Origin of the sequence: Albidovulum aestuarii (genome assembly GCF_029961185.1) — a bacterium.
GTDB lineage: Bacteria > Pseudomonadota > Alphaproteobacteria > Rhodobacterales > Rhodobacteraceae > Albidovulum > Albidovulum aestuarii.
In genome coordinates, this window is the sequence record NZ_JASBQQ010000002.1 from 247,374 (window position 1) to 272,463 (window position 25,090).

Sequence of the window (25,090 nt, forward strand, 5' to 3'; positions counted from 1 at the left end):
TTTTGCTGATCAGTGCGCATCGCCCTTGCCGCCAAGCAGCGGGCCAATAACGCGCGTCACAAGTGGGATAAGCAGGAAACCAAGGGCTAGGCCGAGAATACCGTCAATAGCTGCGGTGACCAGCCAAAGCAGGAATCCTTCGGCAGGACCGCCCACTGCGTGAGCTACCCCCTCTGCCAGATGATGGATTGCGTCGTAAAGAACCGGCCAGCCCAGCACGTCAAGCCCGTGGATGATGATCGAACCGCCGACCCAGAGCATCGCCGCCGTGCCGATGGTCGAGAGAAGCGCCATGAGCTTTGGCATGCCTTTCACCAGTCCCGAGCCGATTGACCGTCCAAAACCGGTCCGGGCCGTGGCGGCCATATAGAGCCCGATATCGTCCATCTTCACGATGAGCGCGACCGAACCATAGACAGCGACGGTGATCCCGACCGCAACGACAGCGAGGGTCAGCGCCTCCATCCACAGCACCCCTTCCGGGATTGCGGCAAGCGCGATGGTCATGATCTCGGCCGAAAGGATGAAGTCGGTCTTGATCGCCCCTTTCACCCGCTTTTCCTCCAGATGCACCGGATCGCCGACATCCATGTCTGCCTCGACCTCGGCATCGCCATGGGGAAAGAGCTTGTGAAAGATCTTCTCCGCCCCCTCGAAACACAGATAGGCGCCGCCGAGCATCAGCAACGGCGTGATCAGCCAGGGGGCGAAGGAATTCATCAGCATCGCAGCGGGAAGAAGGATCACGAGCTTGTTGAACAGCGACCCCTTGGTGATCTTCCAGATGATCGGCAGTTCGCGCTTTGCCTCGAACCCATGGACATATTTCGGCGTCACCGCGGCGTCGTCGATGACGACGCCCGCCGCCTTCGAACCCGCCTTGGCCGCCATGCCTGCGACGTCGTCAACGCTCGCCGCCGCGACCTTGGCGATGGCCGCCACGTCGTCCAGAAGTGCAAGTAAACCGCTCATACCCGTCCCGCTCAGATGAAACCTGCCTGCAACCTAGCGGATCGGTGGCCTGTGGCAAGGCGATGCCGGATTCGCACATAGTTGTGTCGCCCCTGCCCAATTGTGCCGCCTGTTTTCGCTAACACCAGCCTGTTTCCGCTAACATATTGAATTAATGTGTTTTATAGGCAGTCTGATTTTGATATTCGGGGCGGAAGGCGCGGGACGCAGGACCGCCGCATCATCGGACAGGAGACGCATATGACGGTCACGATCGGCATCAACGGCTTCGGGCGCATCGGGCGCTGCACGCTGGCCCATATCGCGGAAGCGGCGCGCAATGACGTGCAGGTCGTCAAGATCAACGCCACCGGCCCGATCGAGACCAACGCGCATTTGCTGAAATACGATTCGGTCCATGGCCGCTTCTCGGGTCCGGTAAAGGTCGCGGGCAATACGCTCGACCTTGGCCGCTGGCCGATCGAGGTGATGTCGACCTATAACCCCGATGAGCTGGACTGGGACGGCGTCGATGTCGTCCTCGAATGCACCGGCAAATTCAACGACCGTGACAAGGCCGCCGTACACCTGACGCGCGGCGCGAAGCGGGTGCTGGTGTCGGCGCCCGCCAAACGCGCTGACAAGACCGTCGTCTACGGCGTGAACCACCGCGAGTTGAAGGCCGACCACCTTGTCGTCTCGAACGGGTCCTGCACGACGAACTGCCTCGCGCCGCTCGCCAAGGTGCTTAACGACGCCATCGGTATCGAGTCGGGCATCATGACGACGATCCACAGCTATACCGGCGACCAGCCGACGCTCGACCGGCGCCACAACGACCTTTACCGCGCCCGTGCCGCCGCGATGGCGATGATCCCGACCTCGACCGGGGCCGCCAAGGCGCTTGGCGAAGTGCTGCCGGAGCTTTCGGGCAAGCTCGACGGCACCGCGATCCGCGTGCCGACGCCGAACGTTTCCGCCGTCGACCTGACCTTCCAGGCGGGCAAGGACGTGACCGTGGCGGACGTGAACGAAATCGTAAGGGAAGCCGCGGCAGGTTATATGGGCATGGTCCTTTCCTATGATCCGGAGCCCAAGGTCTCGATCGACTTCAACCACACCCCCTATTCGTCTATCTTCGCGCCGGACCAGACCAAGGTCGTGGGCGGGCGCACCGTCCGGGTTCTCGCCTGGTACGACAATGAATGGGGCTTCTCCTGCCGGATGGCCGACGTGGCCGGTGCGATGGGGCGGCTCCTGCAATAAGGAGCCCCGGGGGGCCTTAGCGCCCCCGCCCATGACCAACAGGATCGCCTTTGTCCTTCTGGCGCTGATCGTGGCGTTCTTCGTGGTCGACTATCTATGGCTTGACCTCGGCGCGCCCGTGTTCCTCGGGCGCAAATTCATCGCATTCATCGAATTTCTCGCCTTCTGGCGGTGAGACCGCTACTCTGCGGTTGACCTTTTGCTTTTATTGACGATGTTAGCGCAAACATGTGCCGCCGGGCCAGGCGGGATGAGCTTTGGAGGAAAGAGACATGACGGTGAAGGTAGCCATCAACGGCTTCGGACGCATCGGGCGGAACGTTCTCCGGGCGATCATCGAATCCGGCCGCAAGGATATCGAGGTCATCGCGATCAACGATCTGGGTCCGGTGGAGACCAATGCCCACCTCTTGCGCTTCGATAGTGTCCATGGCCGGTTCCCGGCCGAGGTAAAAACGACCGAAACCACGATTGATGTCGGTCGCGGCCCGATCGCGGTGACGGCTTTGCGCAATCCAGCCGACCTGCCCTGGGCCGATGTCGATGTCGTATTGGAATGCACCGGTATCTTCACCTCGAAGGAGGCCTGCCAGGCACATCTGGAAAACGGCTCGTCCCGTGTTCTGATCTCAGCCCCCGGCAAGGATGCCGACAAGACTATCGTTTACGGTGTGAACCACACCTCGCTGACGAAGAACGATATCGTTGTCTCGAACGCCTCCTGCACGACGAACTGCCTGTCGCCGGTGGCCAAGGTTCTGAATGATGCGATCGGTATCTCCAAGGGCTTCATGACGACGATCCATTCCTATACCGGCGACCAGCCGACGCTTGATACGATGCATAAGGACATGTACCGCGCGCGGGCTGCGGCCCTGTCGATGATCCCGACCTCAACGGGCGCGGCAAAGGCGGTGGGGCTGGTTCTGCCGGAACTCAACGGCAAGCTCGACGGTGTGGCCATCCGGGTGCCGACGCCCAATGTCTCGGTCGTCGATCTCGTCTTCGAAGCGGCCCGCGATACCAGCGTCGAGGAGATCAATGCCGCGATCAAGGCGGCCGCCGACGGCAAGCTGAAGGGCATCCTCGGCTATACGGAACACCCCAATGTTTCGTCCGATTTCAACCACGACCCGCATTCCTCGGTGTTCCACATGGATCAGACCAAGGTGATGGAGGGCCGGATGTGCCGGATCCTCAGCTGGTACGACAATGAATGGGGGTTCTCCAACCGGATGTCGGACACGGCCGTAGCGATGGGCAAGCTGATCTGACCGGTCACACCGGGCAACGAAAAAGGGAGGGGTCGCCCCCTCCCTTTAAATCATAGTCTAGCTACCTGTCAGGCTGTCCGACGACGACGCGCAATGGTCAGCGCCCCAAGTCCGGCCACCATCAACCATCCGGCCGCGGGCAGCGGTACGGGCGGTGTGTTCACGAAGGATTCCGAACCGCCATTGGCAAAGCCCTGCACATGGATGCCCACCCGCAGAGACCCGGACTGATCACCACCAAGATTCAGAGCGGCGATCACATCGGCAAAGGTAGCGCCGGAAATAAGGTTCCAGACGATGGTCAACCATTCGCCAGGATTGACGCCATTCGGTTGTGCCGGCGCATTGCTGTCGGCCGAAGCCCCCGACGGGCTGACGGTAAACCCGATCGTGTTGCCACCGGGAAGATTGCCGGGATTGGCACCTTGCGAGAATGACACGCCCGAGGACGAGGTGATCGCCCCCATCGTGCCGAGCAGCGAGGCCTGATCGTCCCAGTAGACATCGGTAATTGACGAGGCCAGCGGCCCCGAATTGTTGAACGTGAAAGAAACCGTGCCCGACCCGCTGTCGAGCACATCCATTGTCAATTGCGTCTGACCGGTGGTGACATTCGCTGTCGAGTTCGACGTGACACCGGTGAAATTGTAGGTCACTGCGTGTGCAGCGACCGCTGAAACAGCCAACACAACCGCGGCAAGCGCAGCCGAAAGGCTTTTCTTAACACCCATCCACCCCTCCATTTAGAGGCACCCGCCTCTGCCATATTTTTACCACATTTCCATGCGGCCACCATGGAAATGTTATGCGCATCACGCCGTTCATCTGGCGTTCATCCTGGCCCAATTGAGCGAAATAGTTATACGCACAATCGCCGCCTTTTTACGAGCATTGTATCCAATTCATGCACAGAGCAGCGCCCCGCTCTTTTGTCCGGACAGGCTCGTGAGCACGAATCACTCCTCTGTTCCAATAGAGGCACGGTTCCGGTGGCCGCTAATTCGCCCTTGCAAAAGTTGCGAAACAATTAGAATTTAACAAGCGTTCAATTCATCTCGATGGAGGCCGGAATGGACTTCGCCCTGAGCGACGAACAGCAAGCGATCTTTGACATGGCGCGGGCTTTCGGTGCGTCTGAGATCGCCCCCCATGCACGTGATTGGGAAAAGGCCGGGACGATTCCGAAGGAGCTTTGGCCGAAAGTCGCAGAGCTTGGCCTTGGCGGCATCTATGTCGGCGAGGATCATGGTGGGTCGGGCCTCTCGCGGCTCGACGCGACCTTGGTCTTCGAGGCGCTCGCGATGGCCTGCCCGGCCGTGGGATCGTTCCTGTCGATCCACAATATGTGCGGCGGCATGATCGACAAGTTCGGCTCGGACGAAGCCAAGGCTAAATGGCTGCCCGGCCTCATCTCGATGGAGAAGGTGTTCTCCTATTGCCTGACCGAGCCCGGGTCAGGATCGGACGCGGCGGCGCTACGGACAAAAGCGGAGCGGACGAACGAGGGCTGGAAGCTCAACGGCGCCAAGGCCTTCATCTCGGGCGGGTCCTATTCAGATGCGTACCTGACCATGGTCCGCACCGGCGAGGACGGACCCAAGGGCATTTCGGCTGTGATTGTGGAGGCTGGAACGCCCGGACTGTCCTACGGGGCGCTGGAAGACAAGATGGGCTGGCGCGCGCAGCCCACCTCACAGGTGCAGTTCGACGATTGCGTGATCCCGGCCGAAAACTTTCTGGGCGAAGAGGGCAAGGGGTTCACATATGCCATGGCCGGACTTGATGGCGGGCGGCTCAACATCGCGGCCTCGGCCCTTGGCGGGGCGCAGGCGGCGCTCGACGCAACGCTCGCCTATATGGGCGAACGCAAGGCTTTCGGGAAATCGCTCGACCAGTTTCAGGCGCTGCAATTCCGGCTGGCGGAGCTGGAGGTCAAGCTGCAATCCTCCCGCACCTTCCTGCGCCAGGCGGCGTGGAAGCTGGACAACCGCGCACCGGATGCCACCAAGTTTTGCGCCATGGCCAAGCTGATGGTCACCGACAATGCCTTCGACGTCGCCAATCAATCCCTTCAACTCCATGGCGGCTATGGCTACCTTGCCGATTACGGGATCGAAAAGATCGTGCGCGACTTGCGCGTGCATCAGATCCTTGAAGGCACGAATGAGATCATGCGGCTGATCGTCAGCCGCGCGATGCTGGCCGAGAGGGGCTGATGGCCGATATTCACATCCGCAAAGAGGGCCGCGCGGGCCGGATCACGCTGAACCGTCCCAAGGCGCTCAATGCGTTGACCTATGAGATGTGCCTTGAAATTGATGCGGCACTGAAGCTTTGGTCGGATGACGCAGAGGTGGCGCTGGTTCTCTTCGATGCGGAGGGCGACCGCGCCTTCTGCGCAGGTGGCGACATCGCCGAGATGTATGAGACCGGGACGCAGGGCGACTACGCCTATGGCCGTCGCTTCTGGGCCGACGAATACCGGATGAATGCCCGCATCGCGAGCTACCCCAAGCCGGTCGTCAGCCTGTTGCAGGGCTTCACCATGGGCGGCGGCGTCGGCGTCGGCTGCCATGGCAGCCACCGGATCGTCGGCGAAAGCTCCCAGATCGCCATGCCAGAATGCGGCATCGGCCTTATGCCGGATGTCGGCGGTTCCTTCCTTCTGGCGCTCGCGCCAGGGCGGCTGGGCGAATATCTCGGCACGACGGGCGCGCGGATGGGTCCGGCGGATGCGATCCTTGTAGGTTTCGCCGACCTCTTCGTGCCGGAGGCCGACTGGCCTGCGCTGATCTCGAAACTCATCGAAACCGGTGATGCGCAGGTCATTCTGGGCTACACATCACAACCACCGGAAGGTCGGTTCGCAGCTTTGCGGCCCGAGATCGACGCCCATTTCGCCGGTGAAACCGCAGGCGACATCCTGCGCGCGCTGCGTCATTCCGACAGCGCTTTTGCCGAGGAGGCGATGAAGGCCTTCACGCGCTCGGCCCCGCTCTCGGCCGCCTGCACGGTCGAGATGCTGCACCGGCTGCGCGGCGCGCCTTCGATGCGCCGCGCGCTGGAACTGGAATACCGCTTCACCTACCGTTCCATGGAACACGGCGATTTCATCGAGGGCATCCGGGCCGCGATCATCGACAAGGACCGCAATCCACGCTGGCGGCACGACAGCGCCGAGGCCGTGTCGGGAATGGAAGTTTCAAAGATGCTGATGCCGCTCGGGGCACAGGCGCTCACATTCGAGGAGGAACTGGCATGAAGATCGGCTTTATCGGCCTTGGCAATATGGGTGCGCCGATGGCGAAGAACCTCGTCGCGGCGGGCCATGACGTGACCGGCCATGACATTCACGCGCCGATGCCCGACGGCGTTATCGCCGCGATCAGCGCGGCGGGGGCGGCGAAGGATGCCGATGTCGTCATCACCATGCTGCCCAACGGCGCCATCCTGCGCGCCGTGGCCGACGACCTGATCCCGGCGATGAAACAGGGCGCAGTTCTCTGCGACTGCTCGACGGTCGATGTCGAAAGCGCCCGCGCCGTGGCCGAACAGGCGGCCAAAGCCGGGGTTCTGGCCATCGACGCGCCGGTCTCGGGCGGGATCGGCGGCGCGGCGGCGGGCACGCTGACCTTCATGGCGGGAGGGTCGGATGAGGCATTCGCCATCGTCAAACCGCTCTTCGACATCATGGGACAGAAGGCCGTCCATTGCGGCGCCTCAGGGGCCGGACAAGCCGCGAAGATCTGTAACAACATGATCCTCGGCGTCACCATGATCGCCACCTGCGAGGCCTTCGCCCTGGCCGACAAGCTGGGCCTCGACCGGCAGAAGATGTTCGATGTCGTCTCCACCTCCTCGGGCTATTCCTGGACGATGAACGCCTACTGCCCCGCCCCGGGCGTCGGGCCGCAGTCACCTGCCGATAACGGCTACAAACCCGGTTTCGCCGCCGAACTGATGCTGAAAGACCTGCGCCTTTCCCAGCAGGCGGCGGAGGCGGCCGATGCTGATACGCCCATGGGTCACCTCGCAGCGTTGCTCTATGAGACCTTCGTCGAAAACGAAGGCGGCCAGGGCATGGATTTTTCGGCCATGCTGCCGCGGTTCGAAAAACGCCATCGCGGCTGATTTCCGCGCAGTGGCGGAGATGTGAGTGACCTTTGGCGCAGGGCTGGGCTATAGGAAGGGCGATAATGTCCTTGTCCGGGGTATCCAATGAAATCGGTTCTTGTATTCGCCGCCCTAAGCCTTGGCGCGCTCGCCCTGCCCGCTCATGCCGGCAACGGCCATTGCCCGCCGGGGCTCGCCAAGAAATCGCCTGCCTGCATCCCGCCCGGTCAGGCGAAGAAGCATTACGGGGCACCGCGCATCGGCAACCGGGTCAGCGACTACGACTATCACTTGATCCGCTATCCCGACCGCTACAACCTGCCGCCGCTGCGGCGCGGCGAGCGGTATTATGTGATCGACGGCCAGATTCTGCGGGTCAATCAGGAAACCCGCGAGATCCTCGATTTCATCCGCGCGACGGCCGCGCTTCTGGATTGATCCGCTTGCGGCGCGGTTATCAGACATGAGCGGCTGGACACCGGACGCGGCGGGTCTGGAGGCGCTTGAGCCAACCGCACGCGCGCGGCTCGACCTGCTGCACCCGGTGCGACTCGCACGCGGCACACCACTCTTTCATCCCGGCGACAGCGCCAAGGGCTTCGTCGTCGTGCTGGAGGGGCGCGTCGAGGTCTTCCTGACGGGCCCTACGGGGCGCGACATCCTGCTCTATGCAGTCGAACCGGGCGGCAGTTGCGTGCAGACGACGCTCGGCCTTCTGGGCGGCGAGGCCTATTCCGGCGAGGCGGTCGTTGCGAGCGATTGCCGGCTCGTGCTGATCCCGAAAGCGGAGTTCCTGTCGCTCATGGATCATTCCGCCGCGTTCCGGGGCTTCGTCTTCACCGCCTTCGCGGTGCGGATGCAGGGCATGCTGCACGTCCTCGAACGCGTGGCCTTCCAACGGGTCGAAAGCCGCCTAGCACAGGCGCTTCTCGACCGGGCCGAGGGCGACATGGTTCAGGCCACCCATCAGGAGCTTGCAACCGCCATCGGCTCGGCGCGCGAGGTAGTGTCGCGACGGCTGGAAGGGTTCGGGCGGTCGGGCTGGGTCAGGACCGAACGCGGTACTGTGCGGATCGTGGATGAGTGCGCCCTGCGGCGACTTGCCGCAGCTGCGGAGTAATGTGACGAGGTCACAGACCGGGCGGCTGCCTGTCTGGCATTCTTCCCTTGTAATCAGGGGGCGATACCCGCCCCGGAGAAGGAGAAAGCCATGTTCAAGACCAATGTCGGCGGTATCGACCGCGTAATCCGTATCCTGCTGGGGCTGGCCCTGCTGGCCTGGTGGTACTTCGCGCCGGGCATGGGACTGCGTTGGCTTCCGCTGGTGCTCGGGATCGTGGCGCTGGGGACAGGCCTCATGTCGACCTGCCCGCTCTATTCGCTTCTGGGGATCAATACCTGCCCGCTGAAGAAAGCCTGATCCGTCAGGCCCGACAGCAGGCGTGATCCAGCGGAGGCCCCGTTCCGGGGCCAGGACCTTGCCTCGCGCCGTTTCTTGCGAAACGGCGCTCAGGCGCCTCCGGCGGGAGTATTTCGGGACAGAAAGTGTATGGCGCGACCGCGGCCCGCAGGGGCCGCGCGGCCGAGAGGGGGCTCGAGGATCACTCCGCAGCGACGCGGCGGGGGTTCAGCATCGGCGCGAGATAGCGGCCGGTATGGCTCGCCTCGACCTTTGCCACATCCTCGGGTGTGCCCGTCGCCACGATCCGTCCACCGCCATCGCCACCTTCCGGGCCGATATCGATCAGCCAGTCGGCGGTCTTGATCACATCCAGATTGTGCTCGATCACGATCACCGTGTTGCCCTGTTCGACAAGTTCGTGAAGCACTTCGAGAAGCTTTCGCACATCCTCAAAATGCAGCCCGGTTGTCGGTTCATCGAGGATATAGAGCGTACGGCCCGTCGAGCGCTTCGAGAGTTCCTTGGAGAGCTTCACCCGCTGCGCCTCGCCGCCTGAAAGCGTCGTCGCCTGCTGGCCCACCTTGATATAGCCAAGGCCCACCTTCACCAGCGCGTCCATCTTTTCGCGGATCGCCGGGACCGCCTGGAAGAACCCTTGCGCGTCCTCAACAGTCATCTCAAGAACGTCGGCTATGCTCTTGCCTTTAAACTTAATCTCCAGCGTTTCCCGGTTGTAGCGGTGACCCTTGCAGGTCTCGCAAGTGACGTAGACGTCGGGCAGGAAGTGCATCTCGATCTTGATCACACCGTCGCCCTGACACGCCTCACAACGCCCGCCCTTGACGTTGAACGAAAACCGCCCCGGCGCGTAGCCGCGCGCCTTGGCCTCGGGCAGCCCGGCGAACCAGTCGCGGATCGGGGTGAAGGCGCCGGTATAGGTGGCGGGGTTTGACCGCGGTGTGCGGCCAATGGGACGCTGGTCGATATCGATGACCTTGTCGAGATGCTCGAAGCCCTTGATCGTCTCGCACGGCGCGGGTGTTTCCCGCGCGCCGTTCAGGCGCAGGGCGGCGTTCTTATAGAGCGTCTCGACCGTCAGTGTCGACTTGCCGCCGCCGGACACGCCGGTCACGCAGATGAACCGCCCAAGCGGAAACTCCGCCGTCATGTCTTTCAGGTTATTGCCGGTGGCCTTGACCACTTTCAGAGTCTTGCCATTGCCCTCACGCCGCATCTTCGGCACTGCAATCTCGCGCCCGCCTGACAGGTATTGCCCGGTCAGCGAGGCCGGGTCGGCGGCGATTTCCGCAGGCGTGCCGCGTGACACGACCTGCCCGCCATGCACGCCTGCGCCGGGGCCGATATCGAAAACATAGTCGGCCTCTCGGATCGCTTCCTCGTCATGCTCCACGACCAGCACAGTATTGCCCTGATCGCGCAGGTTCTTCAGCGTGCCCAAGAGCCGGTCATTGTCGCGCTGATGCAGGCCGATCGAGGGCTCATCGAGCACGTAAAGCACCCCCGTCAAACCCGAGCCGATCTGGCTTGCCAGCCGGATCCGCTGGCTTTCGCCGCCCGACAGGGTGCCTGCGTTGCGCGACAGCGTCAGGTATTCGAGGCCGACATTGTTGAGGAACCCAAGCCGTTCGCGAATTTCCTTGAGGATCAGACGGGCGATCTCGTTCTTCTGTTTCGTCAGTTTCGCCGGCACCGTATCGATCCAGGCATAAGCCTCCTTGATCGACATCTGCACGACCTCGCCGACATGCAGCCCCGCGATCTTGACCGCCAGCGCCTCGGGCCGCAGGCGGTGGCCACCGCAGGTGCCGCAGGGGCGGTTATTCTGGTAACGCTCAAACTCCTCGCGCACCCAGTTCGAGTCCGTTTCACGGTAGCGGCGTTCCATGTTGGGGATTACGCCCTCGAAGCTGCGCGTGACCTCATAGACCCGCCCGCCCTCGTCAAAGCGGAACTTGATCTCCTCCTCACCCGAGCCGCGCAGAAACAGGGTCTGCACCTTCTCGGGCAGATCCTTCCACGGTTTGCGGGCATCGAAGCCGTAATGCTTGGCGAGCGAGTCGATGGTCTGGATGAAATAGGGCGACTTGCCCTTGTTCCAGGGCGCCAGCGCGCCGTCCTTCAGCTTCAGCGTCACGTCGGGTACGACGAGTCGTTCGTCGAAGAAGAGTTCAACGCCGAGCCCGTCGCAAGAGGGGCAGGCCCCGAAGGGGGCGTTGAACGAAAAAAGCCGCGGTTCGATCTCGGGGATGGTGAAACCGCTGACCGGGCAGGCGAAGTTTTCGCTGAAGGTGATGCGTTCGGGATCACCCTCGGTCGGCGCGGTTTCAAGGATCGCGATGCCGTCGGCGAGGTTCAGCGCGGTGCGGAATGAATCCGCCAGCCGTGTCTCCAGCCCTTCCCGCACCACGATCCGGTCAACCACCACGTCGATATCGTGGCGGAATTTCTTGTCGAGCGTGGGCGGTTCCTCCAGTTCATGGAACTGGCCGTTGACCTTGACCCGCTGGAAGCCCTGCTTCCTAAGTTCAAGGAATTCCTTGCGGTACTCGCCCTTGCGGTCGCGTACGATGGGGGCCATCAGATAGCCGCGCGTCCCCTCCTCCATTGTCATCACGGCATCGACCATGTCCTGCACCTGCTGCGCCTCGATCGGCTTGCCGGTGGCAGGGCTGTAGGGCGTGCCCACGCGGGCGAAGAGCAGGCGCAGGTAATCGTAGATCTCGGTCACCGTACCAACGGTCGAGCGCGGGTTCTTCGACGTCGTCTTCTGTTCGATTGAGATCGCGGGGCTCAGGCCCGAGATGTGATCGACATCCGGCTTGCCCATCATGTCGAGGAACTGGCGGGCATAGGCGGAAAGCGATTCCACGTAACGCCGCTGACCCTCAGCATAGATCGTATCGAAGGCAAGTGACGACTTGCCCGAGCCCGAAAGGCCGGTGATCACCGTCAGCTTGTCGCGCGGGATATCAACGTCGATCGACTTCAGATTATGCTCGCGCGCGCCGCGCACTTCGATGAATTTCTGGTCGGCCATGGCTCACCCCGGGGTCAGGGGTTAACAGATAGTGCATCCGGCCCGAGTCTCCAACCCGAAAAAGAGAACATTCTAGGAACTAAAGGATCGGGGACAAATCTCATCCCGAACAGGTCAGGACAGCCACTACCCCTAAAAAACGGGGCGGCCGGGCGCGCATTGACATACAAAGAGCAACCTACTAAGTGCGGCCGACTTGGCCGCCCCGATGCCAACCCCGAGAAGGGCCGGAATAACTTAGGGGCACCAGTAACGAGTAACCGGGTCGAGCCGATGACCACAGACCAAAGTCATGAATGTCGGGTTTTGCTCTCGAATGGCACTGTCGTGCATTTCACGACGCATGAATTGCGCGGATTTCTGTTCAGCTCGCGGGTCGCAGTCCTTCTGGTCGGGGCGCTACTGATTCTCTCAATAGCAAATCCGACCCTTTTCCCGACGCTGCCGGACTACTCGTCTCGCCTGTTATATTGGGGTGTCTGCGTCTGCCTTTACGTGTTGATCGTGCCCCATTGGTCGGGTCTCGTCTCTCGCTTGTGGGGGAGGATTACGGATGCGCCGCTGCCTTTGATCATCGGCTCCATGCCGCTGGTGATCGCCCTGCTGGAACTGGCGGCCGCCCTGCCCTTGATGGTCGGTGACCTGGCGCCCGACCGCGGCGTCCCGATCGGTCTGGAAACCTATGTGAAGAACATCGCAATCGCGCATGTGCTGGAGAGCATCGCACTGGCATGGCTCTTGCCGTTGTATCGGGCCGGTCAGGCCAGGCGCGCATCGAAGGAGGACGACCAACGGGCGAGAGACGGCTGCAGGTTCGTCGTGTTAAACGGCCGGTCCTTTCCGCTGAAATCGATCAAATGCGCGCAAAGTGCCGAGCACTATCTTGTCATCACGATGGAAACCGGCGTGATCGAACTTCGTGCGCGGATGCGGGATTTTCTTGAACAGGTCGGAGACGACGATGGTATTCAGACCCACCGGTCGTTCTGGGTCTCTGCCACCGAGGCCGCCTCGTTCGGCGGTATGGCGGTATCCACGCGTTCGGTGGGCGATATTCCAGTCTCGCGCGGGCGGGTAACGGAGGTCCGGGACTGGCTCCAGAGGGCCGGCAAACCGCACTGACCTGGACTCTGTCCGCGGCCTTACCTGGCGCCCGCCGTATCAGCGGCCCTGATTTATCACTTCGCAATCTGGATTAGCCTATTCACATTCCATTTTTTGCATCTATCTTGTGTGGAAAGCCCGAGCAAACGGAACGGGCCCCCATTTGAAGAGGCAACACATGCTTTCCTTCCTGAAACCATCTGGCGGACCGTCCCGTATGGCGGCATCCGAGGCAATTGCGCGGACGCAAGACAAGACGATCGTTCTTGTCGATGTGCGCGACGGGGCAGAGGTTGCTGCGTCGGGCAAGGCGGCGGGAGCCCTGCATATCCCCCTCGCCATTCTCAGGATGAAATGCGATCCGGCGAGCCCGGAATGCCTTGCCGAGCTTTCGGTTGAAACGCCCGTCGCGCTTTACTGCGCCTCGGGCGGGCGCAGCCAGATGGCGGCGCAGATGCTCGCGGGGCTCGGCTACCTGGAGGTCTACAATATCGGTGGGTTGGGCGACTGGCAGGCAGCAGGCGGCGCGATCACCCGCTGAGGCGTGACGCGCCGACAGGTGAACAACGAGCTATAAGCATTCTGTCCGAAAAACGCTTCGGGTGAGTCCCGGACACCGTCCGGGACTCGGGCACAACCACTTCCCGTCAGATATGGAGCGCGCGGCCGTAGGCGTCGAGCACGGCCTCATGCATCATCTCGCTGAGCGTCGGATGCGGGAAGACGGTTTCCATCAGCTCGCCCTCGGTCGTCTCTAGGCTGCGGCCAACGACATAGCCCTGGATCAGTTCGGTGACCTCTGCGCCAACCATATGGGCACCCAGCAGTTCCCCGGTCTTCGCGTCGAAGACGGTTTTGATCATGCCTTCGGCCTCGCCCAAGGCAATCGCCTTGCCGTTGCCGATAAAGGGGAAGCGGCCGACCTTGACCTCATGCCCCGCCTCTTTCGCCTTGGCCTCAGTCAGGCCGACGCTGGCCACTTGCGGATGGCAATAGGTGCAGCCCGCGATGGAGTTCGGCTTGATCGGATGGGGATGCTTGCCCGCGATCAGTTCGGCAACCATGACGCCTTCGTGGCTGGCCTTGTGCGCAAGCCAGGGCGCGCCCGCGATATCGCCGATGGCGTAAAGCCCATCGACTCCGGTGCGGCAATATTCGTCGGTGACCACATGGGTGCGGTCGATCTTTACGCCCAAAGCCTCCAGCCCGAGGTTTTCGACGTTGCCGACGATGCCAACGGCGGAGATCACCGTGTCGAACTCCATCGTCTCGGTCTTGCCACCCGCCTCGATATGCGCCGTCACCTTGCCCTTGGCACGGTCGAGCTTCTTGACCGTGGATTTCTCCATGATCTTCATGCCCTGCTTCACGAAGGACTTCTTGGCGAAGGCGGAGATTTCGGCGTCTTCCACCGGCAGGACGCGGTCCATCACCTCGACCACGGTCGTGTCCGCGCCGAGCGTGTTGAAGAACGAGGCGAATTCGATTCCGATGGCGCCGGACCCGATTACGAGGAGCTTCTTCGGCATCCGCTTCGGCATCAGCGCGTGCTTGTAGGTCCAGACCAGATCGCCATCGGCCTCCAGTCCCGGCAATTCGCGGGCCCGCGCGCCGGTCGCGAGCACGATGGCCTTGGACGTAAGCTCCTCGGTCCCCTTGTCGGTCTTGACGCTGACCGTGCCCTTCTTCGGCAATGTGGCCTCGCCCATGAAGGTGGTGATCTTGTTCTTTTTCATCAGGTGGCCGATACCGCCCGACAGCTGCTTGGCCACGCCGCGCGAGCGCTGCACGACCGCGTCGAGGTCATAGCCGATCCCGTCGGCCTTCAGCCCGAATTCCTTGGCGCGGTGCATGAGATGGAAGACCTCGGCGGATCGCAGGAGCGCCTTTGTCGGGATGCAGCCCCAGTTGAGGCATATGCCGCCCATATGCTCCCGTTCGACAATCGCGACATTCAGGCCGAGCTGCGCGCCCCGGATCGCGGCCACATAGCCGCCCGGACCCGCACCGATCACGATCATGTCGAAACTCTTCGCCGCCATCTCATCCTCCCTCGAAAAAAGTAGTTTGGCATTAAACTACTTTTTGATTTCACACAATGCGACCGACGCCGTAGCCCCTTGCGCTGAGCGCATGGCTGCGATCAGCCCTGTTTTTCAAGCTCCCGCACGATGACGCCATAGCCGCCATCTTTCAGAAACGCCTCTTCCTCGGCACTGGATTTGCGGCCAAGCGCGGCATTCCGGAACGGGAAACGACCGAACCGGTGAATGATTTCGCGGTGAGCCTTGCCGTGCAAAAGAAACCCCTCGCGCGTCTCATGCAGGTTCTTTTCGAAGAGCGCGATGCAGCGGTCCTGATCGGCGATATCTTCGGAGTGCTCGAAGGGCATGTAGAAAAAGACCCGCTCCGGCTCGGAAATCTTGAGATCATATCCTTTCTCGACAGCCATCGCAGCCGCCGCCCGGGCGCGGGCATCGGTGGCAAACGCGTCCGCCTTGCCGCGGAACATGTTACGCGGGAACTGGTCGGTCAGGATCAGATAGGCAAGCGTGCCGCGCGGCCCGTTGCACCAGTGTTCGCGATTGCCTTCATGCGCAGCGTGCCATTCTGCGCCAAACCGCGCCCTGATTTCCTCATCGACCTCATCGACGGCTTCATACCAGCCATCGGGTCCGACATCGTGCAACCAGAACTCGACGATGGCTTCAGGTTCGGACATGGCGGCCTCCTGCGCTGTGGTCCTCACCAGAGTTGCAGGAAGTCAATCGAAAGGCCAGCACAAGCTGTCAGTCCTTGGACACGTCACCTTCACTGGCGGCCGCATTGCTTTCCGCCTGGGCGTCAGCGGCGACTTCTGCCGCTGCTTCCACAGCGACGAGACCAGCGGTCGGCGCCAGGGCCATGTACGAGCCGGTCTGATCGCTCGTCGGTGCCGGACGGCGTGTCATCCGCCATGCGGCATAGCCCGCCATCACGCCGAAGAGAACGGCGATGAAGAGGAAGAACCCTGACGGGCCGAAGACTGCCATGATCCAGCCGGTCAGGAGCGGGCCGCCGATGGCCCCTACCCCATTGATAAAGATCAGACCGGCGGAAGCGGCGGGCATATCCTCCCGCGCAAGAAAATCGTTGGTATAGGCAACGAGCAGAGAATAGAGCGGGTTCGACACCCCGCCCATCACCGCGGCGACACCAACGAGCGTGTAGAAATTCGCGTCCATCAGGACCGGAACAACAGTCCCAAGCGCACCCACAGCGGCGAGGCCCAGCACAAGCCTGCGCCGGTCCATCCGGTCAGACATCCAGCCGATCGGATATTGCAGCACCAGACCGCCGACATAGATTGCCGCGACGAAGATCGACAGTTCCTTGACCGAGAGTCCGACCGTCGCGCCCCAGACCGAAGCCATGCCGAACTGGGCCGAGAACACACCGCCCAGAAGGAAGATACCGACACAGCCGAGCGGAGAGGTCTGGTAAAGCTTCACGATACTCAGCGGTTTTGTAAGCTCAAAGGCCGGCGCCGGGCTTGCCGTGAGAAGGATCGGCGTGAAGGCAATGGAGACGAGCATCGAGGGGATGACAAAGAGGAAATAACCTGACGGGTCGCCGATGTTCAAAAGCCCCTGCGCCGAAATGATGCCGAGCATCTGCATGATCATGTAGAGCGACAGCGCCTGTCCCCGAGTTTCGTTCGTCGAGGCGTTGTTCAGCCAGCTTTCGGCGGTGATGTAGACGCCCGAGAAGGAAAATCCGATCAGGACCCGCATCAGTGACCAGGCGATCCAGTCAGGCGCGGCTGCATAAGCCACCAGAACCGCCGAAATCATCGAGCCCAATGCCGCGAAGACGCGGACATGCCCGACCGAGCGGATCATGTTCGGCGTCATCTGGCTTCCGAACAGAAAGCCGAGGAAATAGGCCGACATGACGACGGACATCTGCGTGGTTGAGAAACCTTCGATCGCGCCCCGGATACCCAGCAGCGTGCCCTGAACACCGTTTCCAATCATCAGAAGCATCATGCCCAGAAGGAGGGGCCAGGAGGTGCGCAGGACAGTCAGCATTGGAACGGTCTTTCAAAAGGATTGTGCGGCGGGATACGCCGATTGCTGTCGGATTTCACGCCCCGGCGCGACCGGGCGTCGCCGGATTACGCCGTTCGGGCAGAAGTAGCGAGGCGTCGCCATAGGAAAAGAAGCGATAGCCGGACGCGATTGCGTGATCATAGACCCGCCGCATGCGGTCCCTGCCCATCAGGGCCGAGACCAGCATCAGCAGCGTCGATTTCGGCAGGTGGAAATTGGTCATCAGCCCGTCCGTCACGCGGAAGGTATAACCCGGATAGATGAAGATGTCGGTGGTGCCCTGCCACGGCCGTATCCAGCCATCTTCGCCGGCGGCGCTTTCAATGAGTCTCAGCGCCGTGGTGCCGACCGGGATCACGCGCCCGCCGCTTTCGCGGGTCGCATTGATCTCGGCAGCCGCAACTTCGCTTACCTCGCCCCATTCGGCATGCATCCTGTGGGTCGTTACATCCTCCACCTTCACCGGCAGGAAGGTGCCCGCCCCGACATGAAGCGTCACATGGGTGAAGGCTACGCCCTTCGCGGCCAGCCTGGCCAGAAGATCGCCGTCGAAGTGCAGCGACGCAGTCGGGGCGGCGACGGCACCGGAATTTCGGGCAAAGACGGTCTGATAGTCCTCGCGGTCCTGCGCATCGGGCGCCCGCAACGCCGCGATATAGGGCGGCAGCGGCATCGCCCCGGCTTCGGCCAGCGCCGCGTCGAAATCGGTACCAGTGAGGTTGAAGCTGAGTTCGGCCTGTCCATCGGCGATCCTCACCACCTCGGCAGACAGCGCATCAGAAAACCGGATGACCTCGCCATCCTTCACCTTGCGCAGGGGCTTGGCGAGTGCCGCCCAGTGACCGCCCGGTCGTGGCTCCAGAAGCGTGACCTCGACCTTCGCCACCGCCTCGCCCTGCCCCGTCGCGCGGGTCCGTGTGCCTGAAAGCCGCGCTGGGATGACCTTGGTATCGTTCAGCACCAGCCGGTCGCCGGGGCCGAGCAGATCGACCAGATCGCGGACATGCAGATCGCGTATCGTATCACCCTCGGCCACCAGAAGCCGCGCGGCCGTGCGCGGCCGCACGGGTCGCGTAGCGATCAGCCCCTCGGGCAGGTCGAAATCAAAATCGGAAAGCTTCATTGCTGCTGTTTCGGCGGGTTGGCGCGGAAGATGTTGCGGAACATGCCCGGCGTCAGGATTGAAAGCGGATTGACGCTGACCTTCGGCGCGTCGGCCGCTCCATACAGGCGATAGTTGAACCCAAACAACCCCTCGCCCTCGCGCGAGACGGCCTGTCCGATCTGATTGATCAGATAGACCGGTGAGATTGTGCCCTGCAGGTCGATCCGGCCGGCGCCGGTGTCATATAGACCCTCGGCCGAGATGCCGAGAGACGGGCCGGTCGCGGTTCCCTTGCGGATCTGGACGATGCCGGGGGTCAGCCGGAAATCCCCGGTCACGCGGGAAAAGAGAATCCCCGGTCCGTTGAGCTGGCTGAGAAGCCCCACCACCGACACCGCGTCGAGAAGCGAGGCGAGAGCGGGCGCATCGACAACCCGGAGGTCGCTGATCTGGAGCTGACCATCATAGGTGCCCGGCGGCCCGACCGGGGTCAGCGTCATATCGAGCGCCCCGCCGACACCGCGGGTAAAGATACCTGCTGCGCGCATCGTCGCGCCCGCATCTGCGGCACGCAGCCGAACGGCACTGCGCCCGCCGGATGGCGTCACGCGTCCGGTCACCGGGGCGGTACCGTTCACAGTGCCAATGAAGTCGCCGGTCAACCCGCCCTGAGTGGAGAAGTCGCCGCGGAACCCGGTGAGCGAAATGCCCTCGGACACCTGAAGCCGGTCGAGCGCCACCGAAAGCGGCGCGCCCTGCCCACCGCCGCTGCCGAATGACGCGCGCCGCAGATCGACGCTGCCACCTTCGACGATGACCGCCACCGGCAGTCCCTGCCCCCGGCCACGCAGGGTGGCCGTACCGCTGAACCAGTCGCCGATCCGCACCGATTTCAGGCGTACCGCTTCCAGCGCACCGTTGGATGTCAGCACGACCTTGCCCGAGGCCACCAGCCCCGGCGCTTCGATCTCGACAAGGTCGATCTCTGCCGGCTGGCCGAGCCGACCGGCGACCGACAACCGGCCCGTCCCGCCCGCTCCCTTGCCCCAGCCTACCTCGGGGATGCTGAGGTTCAGACCCTTTAGGTCAGAGCCAAGCCGGAACTCGACCGGCTTGCCGCGTTCGAACCGCAGGACGATCTGCCCCTGCCCCGTGCCCCGGACAGCCCCCGGAGGCAGGCCGATTGAAAAAGCCTCAAGAAAACGCGGCGACAGTTCCACGATGCCTTCCAACTCACTCTTGCCGCGATGTTCGGGCGAAAAGGTCTGGCGCCACGCGGCATCGACCGGCACACCGGAAAAGATGGCGGGACCGGAGATTTCCAGCCCGTCGCGCGTCGCGGTGACATCGAGCGCGGCGGCCGTCAGCAAGCGGTCGGGCGCCAGTGTATCAGAGTGGACATCGAGAAGTTTTCCGGTCACGCGATAGTCGACATCCTCGGGCATGATCTTGGCCGCGAGTCGCAGGTCCAGCGCGGTTTCCAGCCGGGCGCGGCCCTCGGCCAGATCGACCGGACGGCCTGCCTTGGTCAGGAACTCGAAAGGCGGCTGATCGAGGAGCGACAGAGCGGCGGTTATTGAACTATCCGTCTTCAGCGTGAATTTCGCCGGGGCCGGTTTGATCCTCAGATCTGGAATCGCCATGACGCTGCCTGAGACATCGATGTCGCCACCTTCGGGCGCGGTCACATGGCCCCGGTCGACAACCAGCGTATAGGAATAGTCGTTGATCGTTGCATATCCCGCCCCGTTCTGAATCGGCGGCAGTGTCTTGATGATCCTGACCTCGGTGTCGCGGTAATCGTAGCCGAGCGTGAAATGCGGCTCCTGCCCCGGCCTCAGGCGGAAGGCGGACACCACATCGAAAAGCTGACTTGTCGCGACGTTCTGTTCCAGCCAGGCGCGGGTCAGCGGCACCGCCGCAACGGGCCAAAGCGCCAGAAGCCGGTCGGACGTGATTTCATTGACGGTCACGTCCAAGGCCACGTCCCAACCTGCCGGGGCGGCGGCGATGGTTCCCTTCGCGCCGATGCGCTGATCGCCGTCTGTCAACATCAACTGCCCAAGCTCCAGCCGGAAAGGATCAAGCCGCAATCGGAAATCGAGCGCCCCTCCGGTTAACGTGACCGGATCGGTGAACACCCCTTCGGGATCGGCCTTGAAATCCTCAATCCGGACCTGCGAGATGAGCGTCTCGGGCCAAGCGCCCTCAAAATCCTTAAGCCAGGCCTTGGCTCTGGCCCGGACACGCAACGCCGCGCTGTCGACGTCGAGCTCGGAAAACGTCATAAGCGCCGCTTCGGGATCGTAGCTCATCGCCAGCTTCACACGGTCGAACCGCACCGGTTTGGTATCGGCAGTCGGCCGCAAAGCACCTTTGCCGATCTCCAGCACCGCCGAAAGCCCGCTATAGCGCCCCTCGGCATCGACACCGGTATCGAAGGCCCCCGAAATCGGCGCATCAAGCGCGCCCAGGAACGACAGGGCGGGCGACTGGACGGCCAGATCACGCGACGGCACATCGCTGAGCCGGACCGACAAGGCCGCCTCGGGCGTGCCCTTGACCGAACGGAACGTGACCTCGGCCCGCGCGGGCGGCTTGCCGGTGTCGGCAAGCGCGGTGCCAAGGCCAATCTCGACCGCGTCGGCACTGTTGGTCAGGGCCAGCCAGCCACCAGAGGCCCGCCAGACACGGCCGGTGCGCAGATCATCGAGCTGCATCGACAACCGGTCAACCTCGATCCTCTCGACATCGCGCAGAAGCGGAAGCTCGAACGCGGCATCGACCACTTTCAGCAGTTCGGCCGGCTTGACAGCCTCCGCGGGCGCCGCTGCACCGGGACCAAGAGCAAGGTCCAGCCGCCCGTCCTCCAACCGGCGCAGGGCAATGCGGCCATCGCTGATATGCAGCGACCGGAGTTCGATCTTGCCGTCAAGCATTGGCCTAGCGTTCAGCGTGGTTCTCAGATCCGGCAGCAGGGCGATGCGGGTGCCGGTCTTGGAAAACAACTCCACCCGCCGCAACCAGACATGCGGGATCAGATTTTCGTCGACCATGAGGTCAAGCCCGCCCAGCTTGGCCGATGCCTCCCCGGCCAGAACCGTGTTCGCGCGTGTCTCAACCTGTGCGACCAGCCAGCCCGGCGCGGCAACAACACGCCCGGTCATGGAAAGCGCGACAAGCGTAATAGCAACCAGTGACAACGTCAGGCCAAGCAAGGCCCATAGCCAGCGGCGGCGCCGAAAGGGTCCGGGATCGGGCGATTCTCCCGCCTGTGCCTCTGTCTGGTCCATACCGCTGCCAACGCCCCAACAAGCCGTGCCATTGCAGCCCGGCCAAAGCTTCCCTTTATCTTTGCGGAAACGGAAGTAAAACACAAAGCCGAACCACTCGGCAAAGGACGGCGCACATGCTTAAACCCGGCGATAAGGCCCCCGATTTCACCCTGCCCGGCAATGGCGATGCGACGGTATCGCTAGCCGCCTTCGCACCGAAGAAGGTTGCGCTGTATTTCTACCCCAAGGACGATACGCCGGGCTGCACGACCGAAGCGCTGGATTTCACCCGGCTGATGGACGAGTTTGATGCTGCCGGGACGGTCGTTGTGGGCATCTCGAAGGACAGCGCCAAGAAACACGACAAGTTCTGTGCCAAGCATGGGCTGGGTGTCATCCTGGCGTCCGACGAAAACAGCGACACCTGCGAACGCTATGGCGTGTGGGTGGAAAAGAACATGTATGGCCGAACCTATATGGGGATTGAACGGGCAACTTTCCTGATCGACGGCACCGGCCACATCGCCCGCATCTGGCCAAAGGTGAAGGTGAATGGCCATGCGGCCGAGGTGCTGGACGCGGCGCGCGCACTGTGAGTCTGACGCTGGCAGACATGGCGGTGGAGGTTCTGACCACCGCCGACGGGAGGGCAAAGACCGCGCTCAGCCACGCCCATGCCGCGCGCTGGCGAGAGGCCCGCGCGGCGGGCAACCCCTTGCCGATCGGCCGGGCCAATCCCCCGATGCAGCCGTCCCGGCCAGAGCGGCCTGAACTTCTGCCACCGCGCGACGTGCCCCGCCGCCGCACCGGCTCGCCGCAGGGGCGCATGGCACTTTTGCACGCACTGGCCCATATCGAGCTGAATGCGGTGGACCTGCACTGGGACATCATCGCGCGTTTCACCGATACCGAAATGCCCTTGGGATTCTACGACGACTGGGTGAAGTCTGCCGACGAAGAATCCAAACATTTCAATCTTCTCTGCGACTGTCTTGAAGCGATGGGCAGCCATTACGGCGCCCTGCCTGCCCATGCCTTCATGTGGCGCGCCGCCGAAGACACCGCCGATGACCTTCTCGGTCGTCTCGCTGTTGTGCCAATGGTGCTGGAGGCGCGCGGGCTGGATGTGACGCCCGGTATGATCGAAATCTTCACCAAGGCCGACGAAGCGGCAGCAACCGACGCACTGAAGGTGATCTATACCGAAGAGGTCGGCCATGTCGCCTATGGCGTGAAATGGTTCAACTGGTTGTGCGGCCGCGACGGGTTTGACCCCAAGGAGGTCTTCCACGCGCTTATCCGCAAGTATTTCCGTGGCGCCCTGAAACCGCCCTTCAACGAGGAAAAGCGCGCCGAAGCGGGGCTGCCGCCGGATTTCTACTGGCCGCTGGCCGAAGAGGTGGCCGAGGCGCCGGGCACGGCTGCGTTCCGGTAACCGCATGGTCGTCGGCGAAAATTTGCCGAAACCGGCGGGTTCCAGCCTGCCCCGCGCCGGATTTGGTCAAAAATGTTGCGGCGACATCACGGGGTTGTTAAGCCCTTGCGCCAAGGGGATGCCGTGGGGATGGCGTCACGTCTTTCAAAACTAAAAAACGCAACGGGGAACAGTTTGCCAGCACGCCTGATGCACCGTTTTCACGCCGCCTTGGAGCGCCGCCTGCCGGAACAGCGCCTGTTCCTGCGCTCCGATACCGAAACCCGCTTCGTCCGCCTGAAGCCGACCACGCAGGCCATAGCCCTCGGCGGCTCGGCCGTGGTTCTGGCCTGGACCATCGTCGCCACGGCGATCCTGATGATGGACTCGATCGGCTCGGGCAGCGCCCGCGAACAGTCCCGGCGGGAAATGGCAACCTACGAGGCCCGGCTGGACGCGCTGTCGCAGGAACGCGACCGCCGCGCCGAGGAAGCGCTTGCGGCGCAGGAACGTTTCGCCATCGCGCTGGAACAGGTGTCGTCCATGCAGTCTGCTCTCCTTGCCTCGGAAGAGCGCCGCAAGGAATTGGAAACCGGTATCGGCGTTATCCAGACGACGCTGCGCCGCACGATGACCGAACGTGACGACGCTCGGACGCAAGTGGCCGAGTTGAACGCTGACCTTTCGGAAGGCCCGCGGTTGGCCCAGACCGGTGCGGCCCCGGCGGATACGACCGAAACACTGGAGTTTGTAACCGCCGCCCTCGCCCGCACCGCATCGGAGCGTGATGATATGTCGAGGGCCGCCGTCGTGGCCCGCGATCAGGCCGACGAGATCGCCTATGAGATGAAGCTGCTCGAGGAGCGGCACGACGACATCTTCACCAGCCTCGAAGAGGCCGTGACGATCTCGATGGAGCCGCTGGACAAAATGTTCGCCTCTGCCGGGCTCGACCCCGATGACCTGATCAAGCAGGTGCAGCGCGGTTATTCCGGCCAAGGCGGCCCGCTTGGCCCGCTTGCGCCGTCGATCGGCGGCAAAGCCGATCCCAATGCCGAACGCGCCTCGAAAATCCTCGATGGTCTCGACCGGATGAACCTCTATCGGATGGCCGTGGAAAAGGCGCCCTTCGCGATGCCGCTCAAGACCTCGTTCCGCTACACGTCGGGCTTCGGACGTCGCTGGGGCAGAATGCACGAAGGCACCGATTTCGCCGGCGCGCACGGCTCGCCCATCTACGCAACGGCCGACGGCACGGTCATCCATGCCGGCTGGGAATCGGGTTATGGCAACCTTGTGAAGATCCGCCACGACTTCGGCATCGAAACCCGCTATGGCCATATGTCGAAAGTCCGCGTCGAGGTTGGTCAAAAGGTCTCGCGCGGGGACCGGATCGGTGATATGGGAAACACCGGCCGCTCAACCGGAACGCATCTGCACTACGAGGTGCGCGTCAACGGAGCGGCTCAGAATCCGATGACGTATATCAAGGCGGCCAACAATGTTTTCTAAAAGCAGGATCAACGAGCCCGGCCCGAAAGCGGGCGCAGAGACCGAACAACCCAAGGCCTCCGAGCCCGTGTCGAAGCCTGCCTTCGACTATGCGTCCAGCACGCCCAAGCCGAAGCCCCCGGCATCGGTGCTGTCGTCCGACCTGACGATCACCGGCAACCTCAAGACCAGCGGCGATATCCAGGTCGAGGGTACGGTCGAGGGCGATATCCGCGCCCATCTGCTGACCATCGGCGAAACCGCCACAATCAAGGGCGAAATCGTCGCTGACGACGTCGTCGTCAACGGCCGTGTCATCGGTCGCGTGCGCGGCCTGAAGGTGCGCCTGACATCGACCGCGCGCGTCGAAGGCGACATCATCCACAAGACCATCGCCATCGAATCCGGAGCTCATTTCGAAGGTTCGGTGCAGCGTCAGGAAGACCCGCTGTCGCTCGGCAACCCGGTGACGCCGAAAGCCGCGCCGGCCCCGGTCAAGTAGGCCATACCAACCAGCGGAAGCTGTTTAAGGGCGCCTTGGGGCGC

General features: G+C 62.8%; 23 protein-coding genes. 15 read left to right on the plus strand and 8 right to left on the minus strand.

Annotated features, from left to right (window positions below; translation table 11 throughout):
- Positions 1 to 9: 9 nt before the first annotated feature.
- Complete coding sequence (locus QKW60_RS05950) at positions 10 to 972, minus strand: DUF808 domain-containing protein (RefSeq protein ID WP_282367225.1); 963 nt, start codon at positions 970 to 972, stop codon at positions 10 to 12.
- Between the two features lie 240 nt (positions 973 to 1,212).
- On the opposite strand from QKW60_RS05950, the gene gap (QKW60_RS05955) reads away from it, so the two are divergent.
- From gap (QKW60_RS05955) to gap (QKW60_RS05965), 3 genes are all read left to right on the plus strand, one after another.
- Positions 1,213 to 2,217, plus strand: coding sequence for a type I glyceraldehyde-3-phosphate dehydrogenase (gene gap / locus QKW60_RS05955; protein ID WP_282367226.1), 1,005 nt, complete (start codon positions 1,213 to 1,215; stop codon positions 2,215 to 2,217).
- 31 nt (positions 2,218 to 2,248) lie between these two features.
- A complete protein-coding gene (locus QKW60_RS05960; protein WP_282367228.1) occupies positions 2,249 to 2,392 on the plus strand; it encodes a hypothetical protein in 144 nt (47 codons plus the stop codon).
- 97 nt (positions 2,393 to 2,489) lie between these two features.
- Positions 2,490 to 3,491, plus strand: a complete 1,002-nt coding sequence (gap, locus tag QKW60_RS05965; RefSeq protein ID WP_263738245.1) for a type I glyceraldehyde-3-phosphate dehydrogenase — start codon at positions 2,490 to 2,492, stop codon at positions 3,489 to 3,491.
- A 68-nt stretch (positions 3,492 to 3,559) separates the two neighbouring features.
- Here the strand turns inward: gap (QKW60_RS05965) and QKW60_RS05970 are convergent, their stop codons facing one another.
- A complete protein-coding gene (locus QKW60_RS05970; RefSeq protein WP_263738246.1) occupies positions 3,560 to 4,222 on the minus strand; it encodes a VPLPA-CTERM sorting domain-containing protein in 663 nt (220 codons plus the stop codon).
- A gap of 339 nt (positions 4,223 to 4,561) precedes the next feature.
- On the opposite strand from QKW60_RS05970, the gene QKW60_RS05975 reads away from it, so the two are divergent.
- The 6 genes from QKW60_RS05975 (at position 4,562) to QKW60_RS06000 (ending at position 9,024) form a co-directional block, all read left to right on the plus strand.
- Complete coding sequence (locus QKW60_RS05975) at positions 4,562 to 5,707, plus strand: acyl-CoA dehydrogenase family protein (protein WP_282367229.1); 1,146 nt, start codon at positions 4,562 to 4,564, stop codon at positions 5,705 to 5,707.
- Positions 5,707 to 6,753, plus strand: coding sequence for an enoyl-CoA hydratase/isomerase family protein (locus tag QKW60_RS05980; RefSeq protein WP_282367230.1), 1,047 nt, complete (start codon positions 5,707 to 5,709; stop codon positions 6,751 to 6,753). The genes QKW60_RS05975 and QKW60_RS05980 overlap by 1 nt, the downstream gene beginning before the upstream one ends.
- Entirely contained in the window at positions 6,750 to 7,622 is an 873-nt protein-coding gene (gene mmsB / locus QKW60_RS05985) for a 3-hydroxyisobutyrate dehydrogenase (RefSeq protein ID WP_282367231.1), read from the plus strand. The genes QKW60_RS05980 and mmsB overlap by 4 nt, the downstream gene beginning before the upstream one ends.
- An 87-nt stretch (positions 7,623 to 7,709) precedes the next feature.
- Positions 7,710 to 8,042 (plus strand): excinuclease ABC subunit A, encoded by a 333-nt coding sequence (locus QKW60_RS05990; protein ID WP_282367232.1) that lies wholly within the window; start codon positions 7,710 to 7,712, stop codon positions 8,040 to 8,042.
- A 25-nt stretch (positions 8,043 to 8,067) separates the two neighbouring features.
- Positions 8,068 to 8,724 (plus strand): Crp/Fnr family transcriptional regulator, encoded by a 657-nt coding sequence (locus QKW60_RS05995; RefSeq protein ID WP_282367234.1) that lies wholly within the window; start codon positions 8,068 to 8,070, stop codon positions 8,722 to 8,724.
- Positions 8,725 to 8,814: 90 nt separating this feature from the next.
- On the plus strand, positions 8,815 to 9,024 hold the full coding sequence (locus QKW60_RS06000) for a YgaP family membrane protein (RefSeq protein ID WP_282367236.1): 210 nt from the start codon (positions 8,815 to 8,817) through the stop codon (positions 9,022 to 9,024).
- 181 nt (positions 9,025 to 9,205) lie between these two features.
- Here the strand turns inward: QKW60_RS06000 and uvrA are convergent, their stop codons facing one another.
- Entirely contained in the window at positions 9,206 to 12,064 is a 2,859-nt protein-coding gene (uvrA, locus tag QKW60_RS06005; protein ID WP_282367237.1) for an excinuclease ABC subunit UvrA, read from the minus strand.
- Between the two features lie 327 nt (positions 12,065 to 12,391).
- On the opposite strand from uvrA, the gene QKW60_RS06010 reads away from it, so the two are divergent.
- Positions 12,392 to 13,186, plus strand: coding sequence for a LytTR family DNA-binding domain-containing protein (locus QKW60_RS06010; protein WP_282367238.1), 795 nt, complete (start codon positions 12,392 to 12,394; stop codon positions 13,184 to 13,186).
- Between the two features lie 160 nt (positions 13,187 to 13,346).
- Positions 13,347 to 13,709 (plus strand): rhodanese-like domain-containing protein, encoded by a 363-nt coding sequence (locus QKW60_RS06015; protein WP_282367239.1) that lies wholly within the window; start codon positions 13,347 to 13,349, stop codon positions 13,707 to 13,709.
- 106 nt (positions 13,710 to 13,815) lie between these two features.
- Here the strand turns inward: QKW60_RS06015 and lpdA are convergent, their stop codons facing one another.
- The 5 genes from lpdA to QKW60_RS06040 all read right to left on the minus strand — a co-directional run bounded on the left by lpdA (position 13,816) and on the right by QKW60_RS06040 (position 21,657).
- A complete protein-coding gene (lpdA, locus tag QKW60_RS06020) occupies positions 13,816 to 15,210 on the minus strand; it encodes a dihydrolipoyl dehydrogenase (RefSeq protein WP_282367241.1) in 1,395 nt (464 codons plus the stop codon).
- Between the two features lie 101 nt (positions 15,211 to 15,311).
- Positions 15,312 to 15,890 (minus strand): DUF924 family protein, encoded by a 579-nt coding sequence (locus QKW60_RS06025; RefSeq protein WP_282367243.1) that lies wholly within the window; start codon positions 15,888 to 15,890, stop codon positions 15,312 to 15,314.
- A 67-nt stretch (positions 15,891 to 15,957) separates the two neighbouring features.
- Positions 15,958 to 17,238, minus strand: coding sequence for an MFS transporter (locus tag QKW60_RS06030; protein WP_282367245.1), 1,281 nt, complete (start codon positions 17,236 to 17,238; stop codon positions 15,958 to 15,960).
- Between the two features lie 55 nt (positions 17,239 to 17,293).
- The gene (gene queA / locus QKW60_RS06035) at positions 17,294 to 18,382 is read right to left on the minus strand and encodes a tRNA preQ1(34) S-adenosylmethionine ribosyltransferase-isomerase QueA (RefSeq protein ID WP_282367247.1); all 1,089 of its coding nucleotides are present in this window, start codon (positions 18,380 to 18,382) and stop codon (positions 17,294 to 17,296) included.
- Positions 18,379 to 21,657 carry an AsmA-like C-terminal region-containing protein gene (locus QKW60_RS06040; protein WP_282367249.1) on the minus strand — a complete coding sequence of 1,093 codons (3,279 nt, stop codon included), beginning with the start codon at positions 21,655 to 21,657 and terminating at the stop codon, positions 18,379 to 18,381. The genes queA and QKW60_RS06040 overlap by 4 nt, the downstream gene beginning before the upstream one ends.
- A gap of 116 nt (positions 21,658 to 21,773) precedes the next feature.
- Here QKW60_RS06040 and bcp point away from each other — a divergent pair, with 116 nt between their 5' ends.
- The 4 genes from bcp to QKW60_RS06060 all read left to right on the plus strand — a co-directional run bounded on the left by bcp (position 21,774) and on the right by QKW60_RS06060 (position 25,046).
- Positions 21,774 to 22,235, plus strand: coding sequence for a thioredoxin-dependent thiol peroxidase (gene bcp, locus QKW60_RS06045; protein ID WP_282367250.1), 462 nt, complete (start codon positions 21,774 to 21,776; stop codon positions 22,233 to 22,235).
- 17 nt (positions 22,236 to 22,252) lie between these two features.
- Positions 22,253 to 23,074 carry a ferritin-like domain-containing protein gene (locus QKW60_RS06050; RefSeq protein ID WP_282367772.1) on the plus strand — a complete coding sequence of 274 codons (822 nt, stop codon included), beginning with the start codon at positions 22,253 to 22,255 and terminating at the stop codon, positions 23,072 to 23,074.
- A gap of 174 nt (positions 23,075 to 23,248) precedes the next feature.
- Positions 23,249 to 24,565 (plus strand): M23 family metallopeptidase, encoded by a 1,317-nt coding sequence (locus tag QKW60_RS06055; RefSeq protein ID WP_282367251.1) that lies wholly within the window; start codon positions 23,249 to 23,251, stop codon positions 24,563 to 24,565.
- A complete protein-coding gene (locus tag QKW60_RS06060; RefSeq protein WP_282367252.1) occupies positions 24,555 to 25,046 on the plus strand; it encodes a bactofilin family protein in 492 nt (163 codons plus the stop codon). Before QKW60_RS06055 ends, QKW60_RS06060 begins: the two co-directional genes overlap by 11 nt.
- Positions 25,047 to 25,090 lie beyond the last annotated feature (44 nt).

Bases quoted from the DNA above. Each gene is read 5' to 3' on its own strand.
- QKW60_RS05950 (WP_282367225.1), bottom strand. From the start codon at position 972: ATGAGCGGTTTACTTGCACTTCTGGACGACGTGGCGGCCATCGCCAAG.
- gap (WP_282367226.1), top strand. From the start codon at position 1,213: ATGACGGTCACGATCGGCATCAACGGCTTCGGGCGCATCGGGCGCTGC.
- QKW60_RS05960 (WP_282367228.1), top strand. From the start codon at position 2,249: ATGACCAACAGGATCGCCTTTGTCCTTCTGGCGCTGATCGTGGCGTTC.
- gap (WP_263738245.1), top strand. From the start codon at position 2,490: ATGACGGTGAAGGTAGCCATCAACGGCTTCGGACGCATCGGGCGGAAC.
- QKW60_RS05970 (WP_263738246.1), bottom strand. From the start codon at position 4,222: ATGGGTGTTAAGAAAAGCCTTTCGGCTGCGCTTGCCGCGGTTGTGTTG.
- QKW60_RS05975 (WP_282367229.1), top strand. From the start codon at position 4,562: ATGGACTTCGCCCTGAGCGACGAACAGCAAGCGATCTTTGACATGGCG.
- QKW60_RS05980 (WP_282367230.1), top strand. From the start codon at position 5,707: ATGGCCGATATTCACATCCGCAAAGAGGGCCGCGCGGGCCGGATCACG.
- mmsB (WP_282367231.1), top strand. From the start codon at position 6,750: ATGAAGATCGGCTTTATCGGCCTTGGCAATATGGGTGCGCCGATGGCG.
- QKW60_RS05990 (WP_282367232.1), top strand. From the start codon at position 7,710: ATGAAATCGGTTCTTGTATTCGCCGCCCTAAGCCTTGGCGCGCTCGCC.
- QKW60_RS05995 (WP_282367234.1), top strand. From the start codon at position 8,068: ATGAGCGGCTGGACACCGGACGCGGCGGGTCTGGAGGCGCTTGAGCCA.
- QKW60_RS06000 (WP_282367236.1), top strand. From the start codon at position 8,815: ATGTTCAAGACCAATGTCGGCGGTATCGACCGCGTAATCCGTATCCTG.
- uvrA (WP_282367237.1), bottom strand. From the start codon at position 12,064: ATGGCCGACCAGAAATTCATCGAAGTGCGCGGCGCGCGCGAGCATAAT.
- QKW60_RS06015 (WP_282367239.1), top strand. From the start codon at position 13,347: ATGCTTTCCTTCCTGAAACCATCTGGCGGACCGTCCCGTATGGCGGCA.
- lpdA (WP_282367241.1), bottom strand. From the start codon at position 15,210: ATGGCGGCGAAGAGTTTCGACATGATCGTGATCGGTGCGGGTCCGGGC.
- QKW60_RS06025 (WP_282367243.1), bottom strand. From the start codon at position 15,890: ATGTCCGAACCTGAAGCCATCGTCGAGTTCTGGTTGCACGATGTCGGA.
- QKW60_RS06030 (WP_282367245.1), bottom strand. From the start codon at position 17,238: ATGCTGACTGTCCTGCGCACCTCCTGGCCCCTCCTTCTGGGCATGATG.
- queA (WP_282367247.1), bottom strand. From the start codon at position 18,382: ATGAAGCTTTCCGATTTTGATTTCGACCTGCCCGAGGGGCTGATCGCT.
- QKW60_RS06040 (WP_282367249.1), bottom strand. From the start codon at position 21,657: ATGGACCAGACAGAGGCACAGGCGGGAGAATCGCCCGATCCCGGACCC.
- bcp (WP_282367250.1), top strand. From the start codon at position 21,774: ATGCTTAAACCCGGCGATAAGGCCCCCGATTTCACCCTGCCCGGCAAT.
- QKW60_RS06050 (WP_282367772.1), top strand. From the start codon at position 22,253: ATGGCGGTGGAGGTTCTGACCACCGCCGACGGGAGGGCAAAGACCGCG.
- QKW60_RS06060 (WP_282367252.1), top strand. From the start codon at position 24,555: ATGTTTTCTAAAAGCAGGATCAACGAGCCCGGCCCGAAAGCGGGCGCA.